This window comes from Streptomyces sp. NPDC023541 (assembly GCF_055559995.1).
Genome location: NZ_JBVHJO010000010.1, coordinates 243,546 through 265,896 on the forward strand (window position 1 = coordinate 243,546; position 22,351 = coordinate 265,896).

The following is a 22,351-nucleotide window of genomic DNA, read 5'->3' on the forward strand; positions in this document are numbered from 1 at the left end:
CCATGACCGGGACATCAGCCGGCGCGGAGGAGAAGGAGGCGGCGGCCTTCGTCGACCGCCTGGGCATCAATGCGGACTTCTTCTGGCTGCGCGGGCACCGGCCCGAGCACCCGGTCGAGGTCGACGACTACGGCATCGTCAACGTCTACGGATACAAGGAGGTGCTGGAGGTCGTCGGCAACCCGGGGACGTTCTCCAGCGACGTCGCCGAACTCATCGCCGGCGACGTGGAGATCGACCCCGAGTTCAGCGACGGCACCCTCCTGCAGTCCGACCCGCCGGACCACACCAAACTGCGCAAGATCATCAGCAAGGCGTTCACCCGCGGGATGGTCGCGGCCCTGGAGCCGCGGATGGTCGAGATCACCCACGAACTGCTCGACGCGGTCGACGGCCGGGACAGCATCGAGATGGTGGACGACCTGGCCTACCCGATGCCGATCATCGTCATCTCCGAGCTGCTCGGCGTCCCGCAGAGCGACCGCGACCTGTTCAAGACGTGGGTCGACCGCATGGCCCACAGCGCGGTCGCCCTCACCTCCGGCGAGCGCGACCTCGACGAGGACGTCGACGCCCAGGCCGCCATGCGCGTGGTCCCGGAGATGTTCCAGTACCTGCGCGAACACGCCGCCGAGCGCCGGACCAAGCCCCGCGAGGACCTGCTGACCAAGCTCGTCGAGGCGGAGGTCGACGGCGAGCGGCTCAGCGACAACGCGGTGGTGAACTTCGCCAACGAGCTGCTCGTCGTCGGACACGCCACCACCAGCGCGCTCCTCGGCAACACCCTCCTGTGCCTGGACGCCCACCCGGAGCACCTGGCCGCGGTCCGCGGGAACCCCGACCTCACCCCCGGCCTGATAGAGGAGTCCCTGCGCTACCTCAGCCCCATCGCGACGGCCTACAAGGCGTGCGTCGCCGAGGGCGAGCTGGCCGGCGTCCCGGTCCACCCGGGCCAGCTCGTCGCCATCTCCCTCTCGGCGGCCAACCGCGACGAGCGCATGTTCGCCCGCCCGCACGTCTTCGACCCGTACCGCGACCCCAATCCGCACATCGGGTTCGGCCGGGGCATCCACTTCTGCCTCGGCGCCCCGCTGGCGCGGATGGAGGGCCGGATCGCCACCGACATCCTGCTGGACCGCTTCCCGAAGATGCGCACGGACCCGGACAACCCGCCGGCCTTCCTGCCGCTGCCCCACGTCATCTCGACCTCGGAGCTCCCGCTCCTCGTCCGATGAGGCGCCGACCCGAGGCCCGTGACCGGGCCACCGAAGGAGACCCCCGATGACCACCGCGAGCAGCCCCCTCGACAAGTGGGAGATGCATCCACGGCACTTCTGGCTGCGCGGCATCCAGCCCCAGGCGCCCGTCGAGTACGACCCCGAGGTCGGGATGTGGCACGTCTACGGCTACCCGGAGACGCTGGAGATCCTCAGCGACCCCGCGACGTACTCCTCCGAGGTCGCCGCGCGCTACGTCAGCCCGGAACAGGCCGCCGTCGCCTTCGACGGCAACCTCACCCAGGCCGACCCGCCGGAGCACCAGAAGCTGCGCAAGCTGGTCGGGCGCACCTTCACCCTGAAGATGGTCGCCGAACTCGAATCGCGCATCGCCGCCCTCACCCACGAACTGCTCGACCGGATCGAGGGCGACACCTTCGACCTCGCCGAGGCCCTCGCCTACCCGCTGCCCGTGATCGTCATCTGCGACATGCTCGGCATCCCCCGCGAGGACCGCGAACTGCTCAAGGAATGGGCCGACCAGTCGCTCATGGCGAGCACCCAGCTCACCACGCACCAGGGCGACAAGGCGCAGGAGGAGTCCCTCGACACCCAGGCCGAAGCGGCCATGGCGATGGGCTTCTACATCCTCGAACTGGTCACCGCCCGGCGCGCCCGGCCGCAGGACGACCTGCTGTCCAGGCTCGTCGAGGCGGAGGTCGACGGCGAACGGCTCACCGACCGGCAGATCGTCAACTTCGCCAACCTGCTGATCTCGGCCGGCCACATCACCACCACCATGCTGCTGGGCAACACCGTCCTGTGCCTGGACGCCTTCCCCGACGTCGACGAACGGGTACGCAAGGACCGGTCGCTGGTGCCGACCCTGCTGGAGGAGTCCCTGCGCTACCTGAGCCCGCTGGCCGCGGGCTACCGGGTCACCACGCGCGACGTGGAGATCGCCGGCGTGAAGGTGCCCGAGGGCGATGTGCTGGAGGTCTGGTTCTCGGCCGCCAACCGCGACGCCCGGGTCTTCGAGGACCCGGACGTCTTCGACCCGGCCCGCACCCCCAACCCGCAGATCGGCTTCGGCCGGGGCATCCACTTCTGCCTCGGCGCCCCTCTCGCACGGCTGGAGGGCCGGGTGGCCATGAACATCCTGTTCGACCGCTTCCCGAAGCTGCGGGTGGACCCGGACGACAAGCCGACCTTCCTCACGTCCCCGGAGTTCACCGGGGTCTGGCGGCTCCCGATCCGCGTCGGCTAGGGCCTCGTCCGGCACCCACCACCCCGCACGACCCCGTGAGGCATGCGCCGGCCGGCGCGTCGGCGCATGCCGCACGGGCCGTCTCCACTGGGCACGACGACACCGGCCACCGGAGCCGGCGCAGGACAAGGAGCATCTCTTGACCCACTACGACGTGATTGTGGTCGGCGCGCGCTGCGCCGGGGCTCCGGCCGCGATGCTGCTCGCGCGCGCCGGCTACCGGGTGCTCATGGTGGAGCGCGGGACCTTCCCCAAGGACACCCTCTCCACGCTCTACATCCACCAGCCCGGCGTCGCCGCCCTCGCCCGGTGGGGCCTGCTGCCCGCGGTGCGGGACACCGGCGCCCCCGCCCTCGACCACGTCCGCTACACCCACGGCGACATCCGCCTCGAAGGGTGCTCCTGGGCGGCCGACGGGCAGCGCGCCGCCTACGCGCCGCGCCGCTACCTGCTCGACCCGATCCTCGCGCGGGGCGCCGTCGACGCGGGCGTGGAGTTCCGTGAGAACTGCGCCGTGAGCGACCTCGTCTTCGACGGTGACCGCGTCGTCGGCGTCCGGCTCGGTGCCGCCGCGGGCGGGGCGGTGGAGCGGGCCACCCTCGTCATCGGCGCCGACGGCATGCGCTCGACCGTGGCGGCCAAGGCCAGCGCCCCGATGATCGCCGAGGACCCCACCTCGACCTGCGCCTACTACTCGTACTGGTCGGGCCTGCGGCCCGGCTTCCGGCTGTTCGACACCCCCGGCCACTGGGTCGGCACCGTCCCCACCAACGACGGCGCCACGCTCGTCGCCGGCTACTTCCCGCAGGAGCAGTTCAGGAGCGTGCGCGGCGACGCCCTGAACGCGCTGCTCACGAACGTCGAGAAGACGGCCCCCGAGCTGCGCGAGGAGATGGCCGCGGGCGCCCGCCTCGAACGCGTCTACGGCACCGGTGACCAGCGCAACTTCTTCCGGCAGGCCGCAGGGCCCGGATGGGCGCTCATCGGGGACGCCGGCCACCACAAGGACTCGATCACCGCCCGCGGCATCACCGACGGCTTCTTCCAGGCCCAGCTGCTCGCGGACTGCATCGGGGACGGCCTCCACGACCCCGACCGGCTGCGTGCGGCGCTGCACGCTTTCGCCGAACGCCGGCTGGAGGCCCTCATGCCCGAATACCACGCCACCTTGAAGACGGCCCGCCTCGACCCGCCGCCGCACCACGTCGAACTGCTGCGGGCCATCGCCACCAGCGGCGACCTGACCGACCGGTACTTCTCGACGCTCTCCGGTGTCTGCCCGATCGACGAGTTCGTCACTCCCGAACTGCTCGACCTGATGGAAGAGATGGAAATGAAAGGACTGAACGGATGACCGACGGGACGACCGACGGGAGGGCCGTCGGGACGGCCGGCGACGACCGGACGCCGCTCACCTTCGGGCAGGAGCTCATCCGCTCCGGGCACCGCGCCGGGCAGGAGGGGGTGTACGGCCACCACCCGGTCGTCGCCCTCCGGCTGACCGGCACCCTGGACCGGGTCGCGCTCACCTGCGCCCTGCGGGGCCTGGTCGCCCGGCACGAGCCGCTGCGCACGACGTTCACGGGGAGCGGCACCGCGGCCGGCACCGGCGGCACGTCCGGCGCGCGTGTCTGGCCGGCGGGCCCCGTCGAGCTGGAGTACGCCGACCTCACGGCGCCCGGCGCGGCGAGTGACGGGCTCGAAGCCCGCGTCACGGAACTGGCCGCCCGCCCCCACGACCTCGCCTCCGGTCCGCTGCTGCGCTCGCTCCTGATCCGTCTCGGCGCCGACGAGCACGTGCTGGTGCTGACCGTCCACCGCATCGCCGCCGACACCCGCTCCCGCACGATCATCACCGCCGAGCTGGCCGAGCTGTACGCCGCCGCCGTCACCGGGCGGACCGCCCGGCTCCCCGAACTGCCCGTCCGGTACGCGCAGTACGCCGCCGAGCAGCGCGCCCGCGTCACCGACGCCGAGCTCGCCGCACAGCTGGACCACTGGCGCGGCCGGCTGGCCGGCCTGCCCGCACTGCGGCTGCCCACCGACCGGCCCCGGACCCGGGCGCGCGGTGCAGCGGCCGCCCGCCACGGCTTCCGCGTACCGGTCAGGGCCGCGCACGGGCTCGCCGAAGCGGCCCGCGCCCACGGCGGCACCCTGTTCGCGGGCCTGTTCGCCGCCTGCCAGGTGCTGTTCTCCCGGCACACCGGCCAGGAGGACCTGGCACTGGGCACCCTGGCAGCCGGCCGCCCCCGGCCGGTGCTCCACGGCCTGGTCGGCGCGTTCGACAACCCCCTCCTGGTCCGCGGCCGCATACGCCCCGACGCACCGTTCACCGAGGTGCTCGCGGAGGCCTGCGCCGCCCTCGCAGAGGCCCACGCCCACCAGGACGTCCCCTTCGAGCGGGTGCGCGCCGCCCTCGGCGAGGGCAAGGACGCCGGAGAGACTCCCGACGTGCAGGTGACGGTGGCGCTCCGCGGGGCAGGCGAGGCCGCCGAACCGGCGCAGAGCCCCGCACTGGCCGTGCGCACCGTCCAGCCGCCCGGCGTACCCGCCGCCCACGACATCACCGTGGAGTTCACCGAGACCGGCTCCGGCGACCTGGCCGGCGTACTGGAGTACGACGCCGCGCTCTTCGACCCGGTCACCGTCGAGGTGCTGGCCCGCCACCTGTCGGTCCTGCTCGACGCCGCCGCCGCCGACCCCGCGCGGTCCGTCGGGGAACTCCCCCTCGCCGACGAGGAGGAACTGCGCCTGCTCACCACCGAGTGGGCCGTCAACCGCGCCGACTTCCCGGCCGAGAGCTGCGTGCACGAACTCGTCGCCGAGCAGGCGCGCCTGCGTCCCGACGCGGTCGCCGTCACCGCAGGCCTGGAGACCCTGACCTACGCGGAACTGGACGCCCGCGCGGGCCGCCTGGCCAACCTGCTCCTCGCCGACGGCGTCCGGCCCGGCACCTTCATCGCCGTCTGCCTGCCCCGCGGCCCCGAGCTCATCACCGCCCTGCTCGCCGTCCTCAAGGCCGGCTGCGCCTACCTGCCGCTCAACCCCGACTACCCGCAGGACCGGCTCGGCTTCATGCTCTCCGACGCCGGGGTGCCGCTCTGCCTCACCGAGTCCTGGCTGACCGGCAGACTGCCGTCCGCCGGCACCCGGATGATCTGCCTCGACGAGCAGGACGAGGCCCTCGCCGCCCAGCCGGCCGAGACGCCGGCCGTCGCCGTCACCGCCGACGACCCCGCCTATATCATGTACACGTCCGGCTCGACGGGCACGCCCAAGGGGGCCGTGATCGGTCACCGTTCGGTCGTCCGGCTCTTCTGCAACGCCGACTGGGTCCGGCTCGGCCCCGACGACGTCATGGCCCAGGGCTCCGACGTCACCTTCGACGCGGCCACGTTGGAGATCTGGGGACCGCTGCTCGCCGGCGGCCGGATGGCCGTCATCGACAAGGACACCCTCCTCGACCCGGCCGAGCTCACCGCCGCGCTGCGCCGGCACGGCGTCACCACCCTGTTCGTGACCACCGCCGTCTTCAACCAGATCGTCGCCGCCGACCCCTGCGCCTTCGGCGCGCTGCGCCACGTGCTCTTCGGCGGCGAGGCGGCCAATTCGGTACGGGTGGCCGAGGTCCTGGCGGCTGCCCCGCCGCAGCGGCTGGTGAACCTCTACGGGCCGACCGAGACCGCCGTCCTCGGCACCTGGCACCTCATCCGCGAGGCCGACGAGCACATGCCCGTCCCGATCGGCCGGGCCGTCGCGAACACCACCGCCTACGTCCTCGACGACCGGCTCCGGCCGGTGCCCATCGGGGTGGCGGGCGAGCTGTTCATCGCGGGCCCCGGAGTGGCCCGGGGCTACCTCAACCGGCCCGGACTGACCGCCGACCGCTTCCTGGAGAACCCGCTCGGCGAAGCCCCCGACCACCGGATGTACCGGACCGGGGACCTCGTGCGCTGGACCAGCGCAGGCGTCATCGAGTACGTCGGACGGGCCGACCACCAGGTCAAGGTGCGCGGCTACCGCATCGAGCCCGGGGAGATCGAACTCGTCCTCCAGCAGCATCCCGATGTCGGCGTGGCCCTCGTCGTGGCCCTGGCCGACGGTGAGCACAAGCGCCTCGTCGGCTACGTGACCCCCGGCGCGACCGGACGCCGCCCGCAGCCGGCACAGCTGCGGGAGTTCGTCTCGGCCCGGCTGCCCGTCCACATGGTGCCGTCCGCCGTGGTGTGCCTGGAGCAGTTCCCGCTCACCCCGAGCGGCAAGGTCGACCGCAAGGCCCTGCCCGCCCCGGAGCACGCCGCCGCCCCCGCCGGGGCCGGGGCACCCCGTACCGGCACCGAGCGGCTGCTCGCCCAGATCTGGTCCGACGTCCTCGGCGTCCCCGCCGTGGGGGTCACCGACAACTTCTACGAGCTCGGCGGCGACTCCATCCTCGGCATCAGGGTGGTCGCCCGGGCGAAGAAGGCCGGCCTGGTGATCTCCGCGAAGGACGTCTTCCGCAAGCAGACGATCGCCGAACTCGCCACCACCGCCGTCGCGGCGGAAGCCGCCTGAGGCCTGACCCCGCCGCGGCCCCGCTCCGGGGCCGCGGTTTTTCGGAGGAGAAGCACCATGACCGCCCCCACCCTGCAGGCCGCCGCGCCTGCCGCCCCGGCCGAAGCGGCCGACCCGGCAGCCTTCGACCTCACCGACCCCCAGACGTTCGACGACAACGACCCGCACGAGATGTGGCGGCCGTTCCGCGCGCACAACCCCGTCTTCTGGCACGCCCCCAGGGACGGCAGGCCCGGCTTCTGGGTCCTCACCAAGTACGACGACATCATGGCGGCCTACCGCGACAACAAGCGGTACACCTCCGAGCGCGGCAACGTCCTCAGCACCCTCCTGCTGGGCGAGGACTCCGCGGCGGGCAAGATGCTCGCCGTCACCGACGGCCCGCGCCACCGCGAGATCCGCAACCTGATGATGAAGTCGTTCTCGCCGCGGGTCCTGGCCCCGGTCGTCGAGAACGTCCAGCAGCTCACCGACCGGCTGATCTCGGAGGCCGTCGAGGAGGGCGAGGTCGACTTCGTCACCGCCGTCGCCGACCGGATCCCCATCCACACCATCGGCGACCTGATGGGCATCCCCGCCGGCGACCGTGAACAGCTCGTGGACTGGAACGCCCAGACTCTGTCCCGGTACAGCGCCGACGACGGAGAGGAGGTCTCGCTGATGGCGCGCAACGAGATCATCCTCTACATCTCCGGCCTGATGGCCGAGCGCCGCCGCAACCCCGGCGAGGACGTACTCAGCACGCTGGCCACGGCCACGATCGACGGCGAGCCCCTCACCGAAGAGGAGATCATCTACAACGCGTACAGCCTGATCCTGGGCGGCGACGAGTCCAGCCGGGCCACCGCTTCCGGGATCGTCCACGCCTTCAGCCAGTACGGGGACCAGTGGCGCCGGTTGAAGAACGCGGAGGTCACCCTGGAGAGCGCCACCGAGGAGGTCATGCGCTGGACCACCCCGACGATGCACTTCGGCCGGCACGCCCTGGTGGACATCCCCATCCGCGACCACGTCGTCAAGGCCGGCGAGATCGTCACGCTGTGGAACAGCTCGGCCAACTTCGACGAGGACGCCTTCAGCGACCCCTACACCTTCGACCTGGGCCGCACCCCCAACAAGCACGTGAGCTTCGGCCACGGACCGCACTTCTGCCTCGGCGCGTACCTGGGCCGCGTCCACATGATCTCCATGCTGGAGTCGCTGCGCACCCGGGTGTCCGGCATCGAACTCCTCGCCCCGCCCACCCGCCTCTTCTCCAACTTCGCCAACGGCCACGCCACCCTGAAGGTCCGCCTCACCCCGGAGTCCCGCTCCTGACGTTCCCCTCGCGCGGAGCGGACCCACCGCGAAAGGCGGCGCCACCGGCCGAACCGGTGGCGCCGCCTTTCGCGCGCCGTAGATCACTCCGGCGGTGGCCAGGGGCCGGCGAGCAGCCGTTCGGCCTCCGTGACGATCGCTCGCTCGCGTGTTCTGTCCTGGACCGCGTCCCATGCGTTGTACGCATCGACCGTGTCGACAAGCGGCTGAAGACAACGGGGCCGGGCCAATGCGCCCCAGCCCTCGTACGTGATCACGTCACCGCCGGCTCCGGGAGCCAGGCTCCCGTTCACGATCAGCCGGAGCCACCAGCGCACCAGCTCCCAGCGTGCCGCCTGCCAGGGGACATCGGTGTCATCGTCGGGGAGAGTCTCGGGCAGACCGAGTTCGGCCAGTACCTGGGCGAAGAGCCCCTCTGCGCTCTCGTGATCGGTGCGGCACAGGCCGGCGAGCAGCGGGAGCGACTCCGTCTCGACGCCGAGAACCAGTGCCGTGAGCCCTGCTTCGATCAGCTGGTGCGGGTGGTGCTGACGGCCGATCAGGCGCTCCAGGGCCAGCATCCGCAGGCACTCGATCGCCTCCTGCGCGCTCACGGCACAAGGGGTGTACGGCGTGGGCGCGGTGACGTCGGTGCCGGGACTGCCATTGACGAAGTACGACCAGAAACCGACGGTCGCGCGGGCCGGGAGAGTGCTCGCCCGGCCGGTGAACTCGTGCCGCACGTAGTCGGAGAGGTCGTTCCCGTAGAAGATGATGTCGCTCTGGTGGACGGACAGCACGGGGTGCCCGGATTCGCCTGCCGTGCCGGGCAGGTAGCGGTGGCTGTAGAGGGGCACCAGCTGCGGTACGGTCGCCAACTCGCACCGTGCGACCTGCAGCGCGTCGGATGTCCGTGCGGGCCTCGGGCTCCAGGCAGGGTGCCAGAACCGGTTGTGCTCGACGTCGAAGAGCACACCCTCGACCGGCCGGGAGAGCCGCCCGGCCAGGTCCTCGGGGTCGCCGTTGCGCCAGTCCGGCCAGCTTCGTGACCCGTGGGGGAGCCCGGCGGCGAGGAAGACCCTGTGGTCCGCGGAGAAGGTGAAGCCGAACCGTGCCTCGACCGCGTCCAGTTCGCGCTCGCCGAGGCCCGGCCCGATCTCGGCCCGGAGCACGCGCTGCAGGTCCCTGGCGGTTTCCAGGGTCAGTGGAGGGGGCGACTGCGTGGTCATCCCGGCAGCCTAGTGACCGGTACGACGGCAGATGTGACGAGGCCGTCCGAACCCGGGTCGCGGCTTCTGCGGTCCGAAGAAATCCCCCGAGCCCTCAAGCGATCTCTTGCCCGAGATGCGGCGTCAGCACGGGCGACCACCGCCGGCAGGGACCGGATCTCGGCCGGGGAGCGCGGTGGTGGCGAGGGTGCGGAGGTCGGAGGCGAGGGCGCGGGCCACTTCCGGTTCCTGGGACTGGAGGTAGAAGTGGCCGCCCTCGAAGAAGCGGACCGTGAACTCCGACGCCGTGTGCTCGCTCCACCGCAGCAGGCCCTCGCGCGGCACGTTGTGGTCCTGCGCCCCCGAGTAGGCGTACAGGGGGCAGGAGACTCGGGTGCCCGCCGCGCCCCGGTAGCTCTCCGCCGCCTTGAAGTCCGCGCGCAGCGAGGGGAGTACGGCGGACATCAGGTCCTTGTCGGCCAGCAGCTCCGGCGGGGTGCCGGACAGGTCCGAGATCGACGAGGCGAGGTCCTCGTCCGCCAGCCGGGACAGGCCGCGGCTGAGGTGGATCGCCGCCGCCGGCCGGCCCGACACGATCACGCCGATCGGCGCACGGTCCGGGTGCAGGCCCTCCAGCCGCAGCGCGACCTCGTACGCGACGAGGGAGCCCAGGCTGTGCCCGAACAGGACCAGCGGGCGGGCCGCCCGGGGGAGCAGCGCCTCGACGACCCGGTCCGCCATCTCCCCGATGTCGTCGACGCAAGCCTCGCCGAGCCGGTCCTGGCGGCCCGGATACTGCACGTTGAGTACTTCGGCGCAGCCGGACAGGGCCTGCGCCAGGGTGTAGTAGCCCGTCGCCGAGCCGCCCGCGTGGGGGAAGACGACCAGCGTGGGACCCTGCGCCGGCGGCCGGTGGTACTGGCGCAGCCAGCCCGTCGGGTCGGAGCCTGGCCCGTAGGTTCGTGTCATCGTCGATCTCCGTTCGCGAGGAGGTGCGGCCCGACGTCCGCCAGGGACGCGCAGCCGGTCAGGGCCAGGGCCAGCCCGAGGTCGGTGAGCAGGCAGCGCAGGACGTGCTCGACGCCGCGCTCCCCGTCGAGGGCGAGCCCGTACACGTACGGACGGCCGTACAGGACGGCGTCCGCGCCCAGGGCCAGCGCCTTGACCACGTCACTGCCGGTCCGGATCCCGGAGTCCATCAGCACCGGTACGTCCGGGCCGACGGCCGCGCGCACCGCCGGCAGGGCGTCCAGCGAGGACACGCCCCCGTCGAGTTGGCGGCCGCCGTGCGTGGAGACGACCACGCCGTCCGCGCCGTGCTCCAGCGCCAGCCGGGCGTCGTCCGGGTGCAGGACGCCCTTCACGAGCAGGGGCAGCCGGGTCAGCCCGCGCAGCCAGGCCAGGTCCTTCCAGGTCAGAGTGGGGTCGGTGGAGATCTGCGCCCACCGCAGGACGGTCGCGGTGGCGTCCGCGTCCGCCGGCAGCCCGGCCCGGAAGGCGGGATCGCCGGTGAAGTTGGCGATGCCGGTCCCGCGCAGGAACGGCGAGTACCCGCTGTCGAGTTCCGCCGGGCGGAAGCCGAGGTGGGTGGCGTCGACGGTCACGACGATCGCCCCGTACCCGCTCGCCTCCGCGCGCCGCACCAGGGACTCGCCCACCGCCCGGTCCGAGGGCAGGTACAGCTGGAACCAGCGCGGGTGGCCTCCCGCGACCTCCGCAACCTCCTCCAGCGAGCGCGAGGCGAAGGTCGACAACACCATCGCGACCCCGGTGGCCGCCGCGGCCCGCGCCGTGGCCGACTCCCCCTCGGGGTGGGCCACCTGCTGCGCGGCCAGCGGCGCCAGCAGGACGGGCACCGGCAGCCGCTGCCCGAACAGCGTCACCGAGGTGTCGGTACGCCGCGTACCGCGCAGCATCCGCGGTACCAGCTGCCGGCGGTCGAAGGCCGCACGGCCGGCCCGGCCCGTCGCCCCGGATCCGGCGGTGCCCGACACGTACGCGAAGGCCTCCGGGGCCATCACCTCGCCGGCCGCGGCCTCCAAGGCGGTCAGGTCGGTCGTCAGCCGCGGGGTCCGGCCCGCGAGGCCCTCCAGCATGAGCTCCCGCACCAGGTCGGCGAGCGGCTCGGCATCCGGCGCCGCGGACGCCGCGGATGCCCCGGACGGTGCGGACGCCCCGGACGGCGCCGGCCGGGCGAGGTCCTCGCGGATGCGCCGCGCGAGCGGCGGCGCGCTCTCCCCGGGCCGTTCGACGAGCGAGAAGTGCCCGCCGGACAGTGCGGTGATCTCGTACCCGCCCGCGGTGTGGCGCGCCCAGTCGGCCATCTGCTCCAGGGAGTTCTTCGGGTCCGCCGACGCCAGGAGCACCGTGACGGGAGCCGCCACCCGGGTGTCCGGCGTACAGCGGTGGCGCAGCAGCGCCCGGTGGTCGGCGCGCAGCAGCCGCAGGATCTCGCCGGCGACCTCCGGGTCGGCCAGCAGCGGTTCGGGGATGCCCCCGAGCCGCCGGAGCCCCGCGGTCAGCTCCTCGTCGCCGACGAGCGCCAGGTCGGGCTCCTGCCAGTCCTGCGCCGGCGGCCGGGCCGCCGACACGAACAGCCGTGCCACGCTGCCGCGTTCCTCCAGCAGACGGGCCGTCTCGAAGGCCACGAGCGCTCCCATGCTGTGGCCCAGGAGGAACAGCGGCCGGCCGGCGTGGCTGGCGAGGGCCTGCGCCGCACCCGAGGCCAGCTCGGACAGGTCCTGCGCGCAGGGCTCGCCGCGCCGGTCCTGGCGGCCGGGGTACTGGACGGCGAGCAGCTCGACGTCCTCGGGCAGCGCGGCCGACAGGGCCGTGAAGGCGTTCGCGGCCCCGCCCGCGTGCGGGAAGCACACGAGGCGGGCGGCCGCCGCCGGGCGGGGGTGGTAGGCGCGCAGCCACCGGGACGGGCCGGCGGCCCCGGCCGGTGAAACCGGGGCGGCCGTCGGGGTGTTGGTCATGCCCACGCGGAGTGATCCTCCTTCATAGAACCCAGTTCGGTCAGCAGCTCGCGCAGCCGCTCGCTCACCACGGCGCCCTGCGCCTCGCTCAAGGGCCGGTCGGCCACCGCCGCCTCCAGCCGGGCGATGTCGGCGAGCAGCGCCACGGTGACGCCGGCGTCGTCCACGGTGGAGGCCGGGGCCGCGGCCTGCACCGGGTCGGCGGCCGGCTGCGGGAGCTGCTCGCGCAGATGCACGACCAGCTCGGCCGGGGTCGGCCAGTCGTAGATGAACGTGGCGGGCAGCCGGACGCCCGTCGCCGCGGCCAGGCGGTTGCGCAACTCCACCGCGGTGAGCGAGTCGAAGCCCAGTCGGTCGAAGGCCCCGTCCCGGTCCACCGCCGCGCCGGAGGTGTGCCCCAGCACGGCGGCCACCTCGTGCAGCACGGCGTCCAGCAGCCGGTCGCCGGTCGGCGAAGCCCCCTCGGCCGGCGCCGCAGCCTGGACCCGCGCCGGTGCGGTGCCCGTCGCCGCCACGGGCCCGGACACCTCGTCCGGCACCAGCCCCCGCAGCAGCGGCGGCACCGCCGCCCCCTGCGCGGCCGCGGCCCGCAGCCCGTCGAGGTCCCAGCGCGCGGCCACCGCCACCGGCCGGTCACGGCGCACCGCGGCGTCCAGCAGTTCGAGCCCCCGCTCCGAGGTGATCGGGGCCACCCCCACCCGCGCCATGCGGGCGACGTCCGCGTCGGTCAGCCCGGCGCCCATGCCGCCGGCCCCCTCCCACAGGCCCCACACGACGGAGACCCCGGGCCGGCCCACCGAACGCCGCTGCTCCATCAGCCCGTCGAGGAAGGCGTTGCCGGCCGCGTACCCGGCCTGCCCCGGAGCGCTGAGCGTGCCCGCCAGCGAGGAGAAGGCGACGAACGCGTCGAGTCCGAGCGGCTCGGTGAGCTCGTGCAGGTTGAGCGCCGCGTCCACCTTCGGACGCAGGGTCCGCTCCAGGCTCGCGGCGGTCAGCGAGGTCAGCAGGCCGTCGTCCAGGACGCCCGCCGCGTGTACGACCCCCCCGACGCGGACCCCGGCGCCGGCCAGCCCGCTCAGGGCGGCGGCCAGCGCGTCCCGGTCGGCCGCGTCGCAGGCCACCGTACGGACGTCCGCGCCCAGGTCGCGCAGTGCCGCGATGTCCCGGGCGGCGTCCTCCCCGGGCAGTCCGCGGCCCATCAGGACCAGCTGCCGTATACCGTGCCCGGCCACCAGGTGGCGGGCGGCGAGCCGGCCCAGCCAGCCGAGTCCGCCGGTGATCAGGACGGCCCGGGAGGTGTCCCAGCGCTCGTCCTCGTCCACCAGGTCCAGGACGACCTTGCCGATGTGCCGGGCCTCGCTCAGGTGACGGAACGCGTCCGGCGCCCGGCGCAGGTCCCAGGCCGCCACCGGCGGGGCCTGGAGCGCACCCCGCTCGAAGAGGGTGAGGAGTTCGGCGAAGATCTCCTGGATCCGGTCCGGCCCGGGGTCGCGCACGTCGTACGTGCGGTACGTAACCCCCGGATGCGCGGCCGCGACCCCGGCGGGCTCGCGCCGGTCGGTCTTGCCCATCTCCAGGAACCGTCCGCCGCGCGGCAGCAGCCGCAGCGAGGCGTCCGCGAACTCCCCGGCGAGCGAGTTGAGCACCACGTCGACGCCCCGCCCCCCGGTGGCGGCGAGGAAGGACCGCTCGAAGTCCAGGGTGCGGGAGGAGGCGATGTGCCCGTCCGCGACCCCGGCACCGCGCAGGGCGTGCCACTTGGCGGGGCTCGCGGTCGCGTACACCTCGGCACCCAGGTGGCGGGCGATCTGGAGGGCGGCCGTGCCGACGCCGCCGGCGCCCGCGTGCACGAGCACCGACTCGCCCGCGCGCAGGTCCGCCAGGTCCACCAGGCCGTAGTAGGCCGTCAGATAGGTGACCGGAACGGCGGCCGCCTGCCGGAACGACCAGCCCTCCGGGATCCGGGACACGAACCGGCGGTCGGTGACCGACGTCGGGCCGATGCCGTAGAACAGGCCCATCACCCGGTCGCCGGGCTTCAGGTCGGTGACACCGGGGCCCACTTCGAGGACCGTGCCGGCGCCCTCTCCGCCCTGCCCCGAACCGCCCGCGTGCCCGTCGACGGACGCCGGGATCACCCCGAGGGAGAGCAGCACGTCGCGGAAGTTCAGGCCGGCGACCCGCATCCGGACCCGCACCTGTCCCTCCTCCAACGGGGCGGCCGCCTCCGGCCAGGGCTTCAGGGCCAGGTTCGCGAAGGTCCCCTTGGCCACGTAGTCGAGGTGCCAGTGCGGGGTGTCGGCGGGCGCGGTGAGCAGCGGCTCCGCGGCCTCCGCGGTGAGCGAGGGCCGGTACGCGGCGCCGCCGCGCAGGGCGAGTTGCGGCTCGCCGGTGGCCAGGGCCGTCGCGACGGCCCGGCAGGAGGCGGGGGTGCCGTCCTCGTCGAGCACCGTGAACCGGTCGGGGTGCTCGGCCTGCGCCGAGCGCAGCAGGCCCCACACGGCCCGGTGGGACAGCTCACCGGGCAGCTGCTCGCCGCCCAGGGTGACGGCGCCCCGGGTGAGGACCGCCAGCTGGGTGCCGGCCAGCCGCTCGTCGGCGACGAGCAGCTTGACCGTGTCGAGGACGGCGTGTAGGGCCGTACGCACGGCCGCGGCCCCGGTGTCCGGTGCGCCGGCGCCGCCCCCGGGAAGCGGGCACGGCAGCAGGAGCAGCGCAGGGGCCTCCGCCCCCGCGTCCAGCGCCTCGGTCAGGGCGGCGGTGTCGGACAGGGCCCCGCCGAGGCCCAGTTCGTGCTCGCGGTCGTACGCGCCGAGCAGCGTCCAGCGGTGCGTCGCGGGGGCGGGGGGCAGCTCGGGCAGCTCCTGCCACGTCGGCAGCAGCAGACCGTCGCCCGGCTCGGCCGCCGAGGCCAAGGCCCCCGCCGGGAGCGGACGCAGCACCAGCGAGCCGATCGAGGCGACCGGCCGGCCCGAGGCGTCCGCGACCTCGATGCCCACCGCGTTCGCCCCGGCGGGCGCGAGCCGGACCCTCAGCACCCGCCCGGTCCCGCCGTGGGTGCGTACGCGGGACCAGGCGTACGGCAGGAAGGTCCGCCCGTCGTCACCGCCACCCTCGGGGCCGTCGGCGCCATCGATCAGGCCGCCGAGCGCGATCGGGTGCAGCGCCGCGTCGAGGAGCGCCGGGTGCAGGCCGTACCCGTCCGGGGCCGGTCCGGCCCCGGCGGGGAGCGCCACCTCGGCGAAGACCTCCTGCCCGCGCCGCCAGACGGCGCGCACCCCGCGGAAGACCGGGCCGTAGACCAGGCCCTTGGCGCCGAGGAGGGAGTAGAGGTCCGCGACCGGGCCGGGGACCGGCTCGGCGTCCCGCGGCGGCCACACCCCGGCCGGTTCTCCGCCGTGCCCGGCGGACGGCTCCGGCGCCTGCCCGGCGCCGTCCGGCAGGACCGTGCCGTGGGCGTTGCGGGACCAGCCCCGCCCGTCGGCGTCGTCCTCGGGCCGGGAGTGCACGGCGACCGCCCGGCGGCCCGTGCCGTCCGTGGCGTCGGGGGCGGCCACGGACACCCGCAGCCGGACCTCGCCCTCCTCCGGCACGACCAGCGGCGCCTCCAGTACGAGTTCCTCCACCAGCTCGCAGCCCGCCTCCCGGGCGGCGCGCGCCACCAGGTCGAGCAGGCCGGTGCCGGGCAGCAGCACCCGGCCGCCGACCCGGTGGTCGGCCAGCCACGGGTGGCGCGCCAGGGCCAACCGCCCGGTCAGCAGCAGCCCGCCGGTGTCCGGCAGTTCCGCCGAGGCGCTCAGCATCGGGTGGCCGACCGCGGTCAGCCCGGCCGACCGTACGTCCCCGGTCGCCGCCGGCTGGTCGATCCAGTACGGGCGGTGCTGGAAGGCGTACGTGGGCAGGTCAACGCGGCGGGCCCCGTGATCCGCGAACACGGCGGCCCAGTCCACGTCACCACCGCAGGCGTGCAGCCGGGAGACCGCCGTCAGCAGCGCGGCCACCTCCGGCAGGCGCCGTCGCAGCGACGGGATCAGCGTGTGGCCCGCCGGGCGCCCGCGGCCCGCGTCCTCCAGGCACTCGGCGGCCATCGAGGTGAGGTCGGTGCCCGGCCCCACCTCCACGAAGCGGGCGCAGTCCAGCTCGGCGAGGGCGGCGACGCCGTCCTGGAAGCGGACGGCGTGCCGCGCGTGCCGCACCCAGTACTCCGGGTCCGCGAGCGCGTCCGCGCCCACGGGGCGGCCGGTCAGATCCGAGACGAAGGTCAGCTGCGGTTCCGCGAAGGCCAGGCGCGCGACGACGGCCCGCAGCTCCTCCATGGCCGGTTCCATCAGCGGAGAGTGGAAGGCGTGGCTGACGCGCAGCCAGGTGGCCTTCCCGCCGGCCGCCTCGAAGTCCGCGACCACGCCCACCAGGGCGGCGCGGGCGCCCGACAGGACGGTGGCGGCCGGCCCGTTCACCGCCGCCAGGGAGATCAGCCCCTCGTGGCCCGCGATCAGGGCCGCCGCCTCCGCCTCGGAGGCGCGCAGCGCCACCATCGCCCCGCCCGACGGCAGCCGCTGCATGATCCGCCCGCGTACGGCGGCCAGCTCGGCCGCGTCCGCCAGCGACAGGGCCCCGGCCGCGTGCACGGCCGCGAGCGCGCCGACGGAGTGCCCGAGGACGGCGTCGGGCCGGACGCCCCAGGATTCCAGGAGCCGGAAGAGGGCTACCTCGAAGGCGAACACCGCCGGCTGCGTGTAACCGGTCCGGTGCAGCAGGGCTCCCTCGGGGCTGTCCTCGGCCGCGAGGACCACGTCCCGCAGCGGCCGCTCCAGATGCGGGTCCAGGGCCGCGCACACCTCGTCGAACGCGGCCGCGTACACCGGGAACGCCTCGTACAGCTCCTGGCCCATCCGGGCCCGCTGGGAGCCCTGGCCCGCGAAGAGGAACGCGGTGCGGCCCTCGGCGGCGGTCGCCCTGACCACGTCCGCACCGGGCACGCCGTCGGCCAGCGCCCGCAGCCCGTCCAGCAGTTCGTCGCGGCTCTCGGGGAGCAGCACCGCACGGTGCGGCAGGTGCCCGCGGGTGGTGGCGAGGGAGAAGCCGATGTCGGCCAGCCCGTCGCCGTCGGCTTCGGTCAGGTGCTGGTACAGCCGGTCGGCCTGCGCGCGCAGCGCGGGCTCGCCCGCCGCCGACAGCACGACCGGTACGGGCGCCGCCGCGGCCGGGCGCACGGCCGCGGCCGGCTCCGGCGCCGCCTGGGGCTCGGGTGCCTGCTCCAGGATGACGTGCGCGTTGGTACCGCTGATCCCGAAGGAGGACACCGCGGCCCGGCGCGGCCTCTCGCCCTGCCCGGGCCACGGGATCGTCTCGGTCAGCAGGGAGACGGCGCCGCCCGACCAGTCCACGTGCGCAGTGGCCTCCTCCACGTGCAGGGTCCGCGGCAGCACCCCCTCGCGCAGCGCCATCGCCATCTTGATGACACCGCCGACCCCGGCGGCGGCCTGCGTGTGCCCGATGTTCGACTTCAGGGAGCCCAGGTGCAGCGGCCGGTCCGCGGGGCGCCCGCTGCCGTAGGTGGCCAGCAGTGCCTGCGCCTCGATCGGGTCGCCCAGCGAGGTGCCCGTGCCGTGCGCCTCCACCGCGTCGACATCGGCCGGGCCCAGCCCGGCGGCGGCCAGGGCCCGGCGGATGAGCTGCTCCTGCGCGGGGCCGCTGGGCGCGGTCAGCCCGTTGCTCGCGCCGTCCTGGTTGACGGCCGATCCGCGGACCACCGCCAGCACGGGGTGCCCGTTGCGGCGGGCGTCGCAGAGCCGCTCGACCAGCAGCAGACCGGCGCCCTCGGCCCAGCCGGTGCCGTCCGCGGACGCGGAGAACGCCTTGCAGCGGCCGTCGGGCGCGAGCCCGCGCTGCCGGCTGAACTCCACGAACGGCATCGGCGTCGCCATCACCGTGGCACCGCCGACCAGGGCCATCGAGGACTCGCCGCTGCGCAGCGAGGCACACGCCAGGTGCAGGGCGACGAGGGAGGAGGAGCAGGCGGTGTCGACGGTGATGGCCGGGCCCTCCAGCCCGAAGGTGTAGGACAGCCGCCCGGAGGCCACGCTGCCGGCGCCGCCGACGCTCAGGAAGCCCTCGTACTCCTCCGGGGCGGGGGAGAACCGGTTCATGTAGTCGGCGTACATGGTGCCGACGAACACGCCCGTACGGCTGCCGCGCAGGGTGGCCGGGTCGATGCCCGCGTGCTCGAAGGCCTCCCACGCCGTCTCCAGCAGCAGGCGCTGCTGCGGGTCGATGCTGTGCGCCTCGCGGGGCGAGACCCCGAAGAACTCCGCGTCGAACTGCGCGGCCCCGTACAGGAACCCGCCCTCCCGCGCGTACGAGGTGTGCGGCCGGTCCGGATCGGGGTCGTACAGCTCCGCCAGGTCCCAGCCCCGGTCGGCGGGGAACGGGCCGACGGCGTCCACCTCGTCGGTGGTCAGCCGCCACAGGTCCTGGGGGGAACGGACGCCACCCGGGTAGCGGCAGGCCATCCCCACGATCGCGACCGGCTCGTGCTCGCGTTCCGTGCTGCGGGCGTGGTCCGCCTTGAGCCGCTCGTTCTCCTTCAGCGCGGCCCGCAGCGCCTCGACGACCTGCTGCTGGGTTGTGGAAGCCATCCTGTTCTCTCCGTACTTCCCCGTCGGGGTCTGGGTCTGGGTGTGGTCTCTGGGCCCGGGTCCGGAACGCGTCCGGACCCGGGCGGGGGTGTCTTCCTCAGCTGTGGCCCAAGGCCAGGCGGACCAGGTCGTCGGCGCTCATCGAGTCCAGCGCGCTCTCGTTCCCGGTCGCGTCCGCGCCGTTCGCGTCGGCGCCGTCGGCGCCGTCGGCGCCGTCGGCGCCGTCGGCGGCCTCCGCGGGGGAGTCCTGCGCCGGGACCCCGGGTACGAGCGCCGCCCGCAGCCGTTGCGCCAGGGCGCCCGGCGTCGGGTGGTCGAAGACGAGCGTCGGCGGCAGTTTGACGCCGGTCGCGGCCGCCAGGCGGTTGCGCAGCTCGACCGCGGTCAGGGAGTCGAAGCCGAGGTCCTGGAACCGGCGGTCCGCCGGCACCCGGTCCGCGTCCGAGTGGCCCAGTACGGCGGCCACTTCGGTCCGTACGGTCCCGAGCAGGATGTGGTGGTGCTCCCGCGGGGGCGCCCCGGCCAGCCGGTCGCGCAGACCCGCCGCGGTGTCCCGGGGCGCGGCCTGCGCGGGCCCTTCGCGGCGGCGGGCCGGGACCAGCCCGCGCAGCAGGGACCCGACCGCGTCCGGATCCGCCGTCCGCAGGTCGAGGTGGGCCGCCGTCAGGACCGCGGCGCCGGAGGCGACGGCCGCGTCGAACAGGGCAAGTCCGTCCTCGGCGGCCAGTGCCCCGATCCCGGAACGGGCCAGCCGCTTCAGGTCCGCCGCACCCAGGTCACCGGTCAGTGTGCTCTCCTGCGCCCAAAGCCCCCAGGCCAGGGACACGGCAGGCAGCCCTTCGGCACGGCGCCGGTGGGCCAGCGCGTCCAGGGAGGCGTTGGCGGCCGCGTAGTTGCCCTGGCCCGCCGAGCCCAGGGTGCCCGCCAGCGAGGAGAAGAGGACGAACGCCGATAGGTCCAGGTCCCGGGTCAGCTCGTGCAGGTGGAGAGCGGCATCGGCCTTGGGCCGCAGCACCCCTTCCATCCGCTGCGCAGTGAGCCCGGCCAGCACCGAGTCGTCGGTGACGCCCGCCGCGTGGACGACCGCGGTCAGCGGCCGGTCCGGGGGTACGGCGGCCAGCAGGGCGGCCAGCGCCGCCCGGTCGCCGGTGTCGCAGGCGGCCACGGTCACCTCGGCGCCCAGAGAAGCCAGTTCGGCCGTGAACTCCTCCGCGCCCGGCGTCGCGGCGCCGCGCCGGCCGGTCAGCAGCAGCCGTCCCACCCCGTGCTGCTTGACCAGGTGCCGGGCCAGCAGCCGGCCCAGGGTGCCCAGACCGCCGGTGACCAGGACGTGGTCGCCCGCTCCGAAGACCGCCGGGGCGTCCGCGTCGGAAGTGACGGGCGTGACGGAGGTGGCGGGCCGGTGCGCGCGCAGGGCCGGCGCCGATGCCCGGCCGGCCCGCAGCGCGAGCTGCGGCTGCGCCGAGGTGAGGGCCAGGGCCTGGGCGAGAGCGCGTACGGACTCGGGCCGCCCGTCGGTATCGAGCAGGGCGAAGCGGCCGGGCTGCTCGGACTGCGCCGAGCGGATCAGGCCCCAGACCGCCGCCAGGGCCGGGTCCGGGCGTTCGGTGTCCGCGACGGCGACCGCTCCCCGCGTGTGGACGGCGAGCCGGGAGTCCGTGAACCGCTCGTCCGCCAGCCAGGCCTGGGCGAGTTCGAGGACCGCGAGCACGGCCCGGCCGCCGGCGCCCGGTACGGCGTGAGCGGCCGGCACGGCGGCCAGGACCACGGTGGGTACCGGAGCCCCCCCGTCGACCGCCGTCCGCAGCTCCGCCAGGCCCGGGTAGTCCCGGACGGCCACACCGGCGGCGCGCACGGCGTCCACGACGGCTCCGCCGTCCTCGCCGAGGACGGCCCACGGACCGGCCGGCACGGGCGCGGCCGCCCGCAGCGGGGACCAGTGCAGGTCGAACAGCCCGGCCCCGTGGACCGGACCGGCGGCGACCGCCGCGTCCGCCTGCAGCTCGCGTACCGCGAGGCCGCCGGCCGTGAACACCGGGACGCCGTTCTCGTCCGCGATCAGCAGCGAATGGGCGTCGCCCGGGCCCCGGCGCAGGCGGACCCGCAGCCGCGCCGACCCTGTGGGCCGCAAGGCCAGGGCGCTCCATGCGAAGGGCACCACCAGCCGCTCCCCGGCACCGGGCACGACCAGGGCCGTGTGCAGGGCGGCGTCGAGGGCGGCGGGGTGGAGCGCGAAGCCGTCGGCGCCGGTGGCGGTGTCGGGGAGGGCGATCTCGGCGTAGAGGTCGGTGCCGTGGCTCCAGGCCCTGCGCAGGCCCTGGAAGGTGGGGCCGTAGGCGTAGCCGCGTTCGGCGAGGCGGGCGTAGAGGCCGTCGACGGGGATCTCGGTCGCCTCCTGCGGCGGCCGGACGGCGAGCCCGGCGTCCTCCCCGGTCTCCGCGGGAACCTCGTCGGCCAGCAGACCCGAGGCGTGCCGCACCCAGGCGGCGTCCGGGGTCCCCTCCGGCCGGGAGTGCAGGGCGAGCGGACGCGTCCCGTCGTCACCCGCCGAGCCCACCATGATCTGGAGGGCGACGGGACCGTCGAGCGGCAGCGGTTGTTCGAGGGTGAGCTCGGCGACCTCAGCCGCTCCCGTCCGCCGGGCGGCGTACAGGGCGAGCTCCGCGACGGCCGCGCCGGGCAGTAGCGGCCGGCCCAGGACGGTGTGCTCCGAGAGCCACGGCTGGGCCTCGGCGTCGAGGATGCCGGTGAACAACCACCCCTGGTCGGCGGCGAGTTCGACCGCCGAGTCCAGCAGCGGATGCCCGCCGGCCGGCTTCGCCGCCACGGGGGCCGCCGGAGCGCTCAGCCAGTAGCTGTCGCGCTGGTACGGGTACGTCGGCAGGGCGACGGCCCGGCCGCCGGGCAGGAACCCGTCCCACCGGACGTCCCGGCTGCGTACGTGGACCTCCGCGAGCGCCGCCGCGAGGGTCCGCCCCTCGGGGCGGCCCGCGCGCAGCAGCGGGGCGGCGGTGGCCGGCTGCCCGGCCGTCTGCCCGGTCCCCGGCTCCCCGGAGGCCAGGATCGTACGGGCCATCGCGCTGAGCACACCGTCCGGGCCGAGTTCGATGTAGGTGGTGACGTTGTGGTGGTGGAGGTATTGGACGGCGTCGTTGAAGCGGACGGTGTGGCGCAGGTGGTGGGCCCAGTAGTC

10 protein-coding genes are annotated in these 22,351 nt (G+C 74.7%); 5 read left to right on the plus strand and 5 right to left on the minus strand.

The window, feature by feature from the left end; translation table 11 throughout:
• The first annotated feature begins 2 nt into the window (after positions 1-2).
• The 5 genes from ACZ3X1_RS25245 to ACZ3X1_RS25265 all read left to right on the plus strand — a co-directional run bounded on the left by ACZ3X1_RS25245 (position 3) and on the right by ACZ3X1_RS25265 (position 8,355).
• Entirely contained in the window at positions 3-1,235 is a 1,233-nt protein-coding gene (locus ACZ3X1_RS25245; RefSeq protein WP_362630443.1) for a cytochrome P450, read from the plus strand.
• 46 nt (positions 1,236-1,281) lie between these two features.
• On the plus strand, positions 1,282-2,484 hold the full coding sequence (locus ACZ3X1_RS25250) for a cytochrome P450 (RefSeq protein WP_356814888.1): 1,203 nt from the start codon (positions 1,282-1,284) through the stop codon (positions 2,482-2,484).
• Positions 2,485-2,623: 139 nt separating this feature from the next.
• Positions 2,624-3,838 carry an NAD(P)/FAD-dependent oxidoreductase gene (locus ACZ3X1_RS25255; protein WP_467281051.1) on the plus strand — a complete coding sequence of 405 codons (1,215 nt, stop codon included), beginning with the start codon at positions 2,624-2,626 and terminating at the stop codon, positions 3,836-3,838.
• Positions 3,835-7,038 (plus strand): non-ribosomal peptide synthetase, encoded by a 3,204-nt coding sequence (locus ACZ3X1_RS25260; protein WP_467281052.1) that lies wholly within the window; start codon positions 3,835-3,837, stop codon positions 7,036-7,038. The genes ACZ3X1_RS25255 and ACZ3X1_RS25260 overlap by 4 nt, the downstream gene beginning before the upstream one ends.
• 57 nt (positions 7,039-7,095) lie before the next feature.
• Positions 7,096-8,355 (plus strand): cytochrome P450, encoded by a 1,260-nt coding sequence (locus ACZ3X1_RS25265; protein ID WP_467281053.1) that lies wholly within the window; start codon positions 7,096-7,098, stop codon positions 8,353-8,355.
• Positions 8,356-8,438: 83 nt separating this feature from the next.
• On the opposite strand, the gene ACZ3X1_RS25270 is transcribed toward ACZ3X1_RS25265, so the two are convergent.
• From ACZ3X1_RS25270 to ACZ3X1_RS25290, 5 genes are all read right to left on the minus strand, one after another.
• Entirely contained in the window at positions 8,439-9,563 is a 1,125-nt protein-coding gene (locus ACZ3X1_RS25270; RefSeq protein ID WP_467281054.1) for an SMI1/KNR4 family protein, read from the minus strand.
• Positions 9,564-9,686: 123 nt separating this feature from the next.
• The gene (locus ACZ3X1_RS25275; RefSeq protein ID WP_467281055.1) at positions 9,687-10,511 is read right to left on the minus strand and encodes a thioesterase II family protein; all 825 of its coding nucleotides are present in this window, start codon (positions 10,509-10,511) and stop codon (positions 9,687-9,689) included.
• Positions 10,508-12,520 (minus strand): alpha-hydroxy-acid oxidizing protein, encoded by a 2,013-nt coding sequence (locus ACZ3X1_RS25280; RefSeq protein WP_467281068.1) that lies wholly within the window; start codon positions 12,518-12,520, stop codon positions 10,508-10,510. The genes ACZ3X1_RS25275 and ACZ3X1_RS25280 overlap by 4 nt, the downstream gene beginning before the upstream one ends.
• Positions 12,517-19,158 (minus strand): type I polyketide synthase, encoded by a 6,642-nt coding sequence (locus ACZ3X1_RS25285; RefSeq protein ID WP_467281056.1) that lies wholly within the window; start codon positions 19,156-19,158, stop codon positions 12,517-12,519. Before ACZ3X1_RS25285 ends, ACZ3X1_RS25280 begins: the two co-directional genes overlap by 4 nt.
• Positions 19,159-19,255: 97 nt before the next feature.
• A partial coding sequence (locus ACZ3X1_RS25290; protein WP_467281058.1) for a type I polyketide synthase occupies positions 19,256-22,351 on the minus strand: 3,096 nt, incomplete at its 5' end.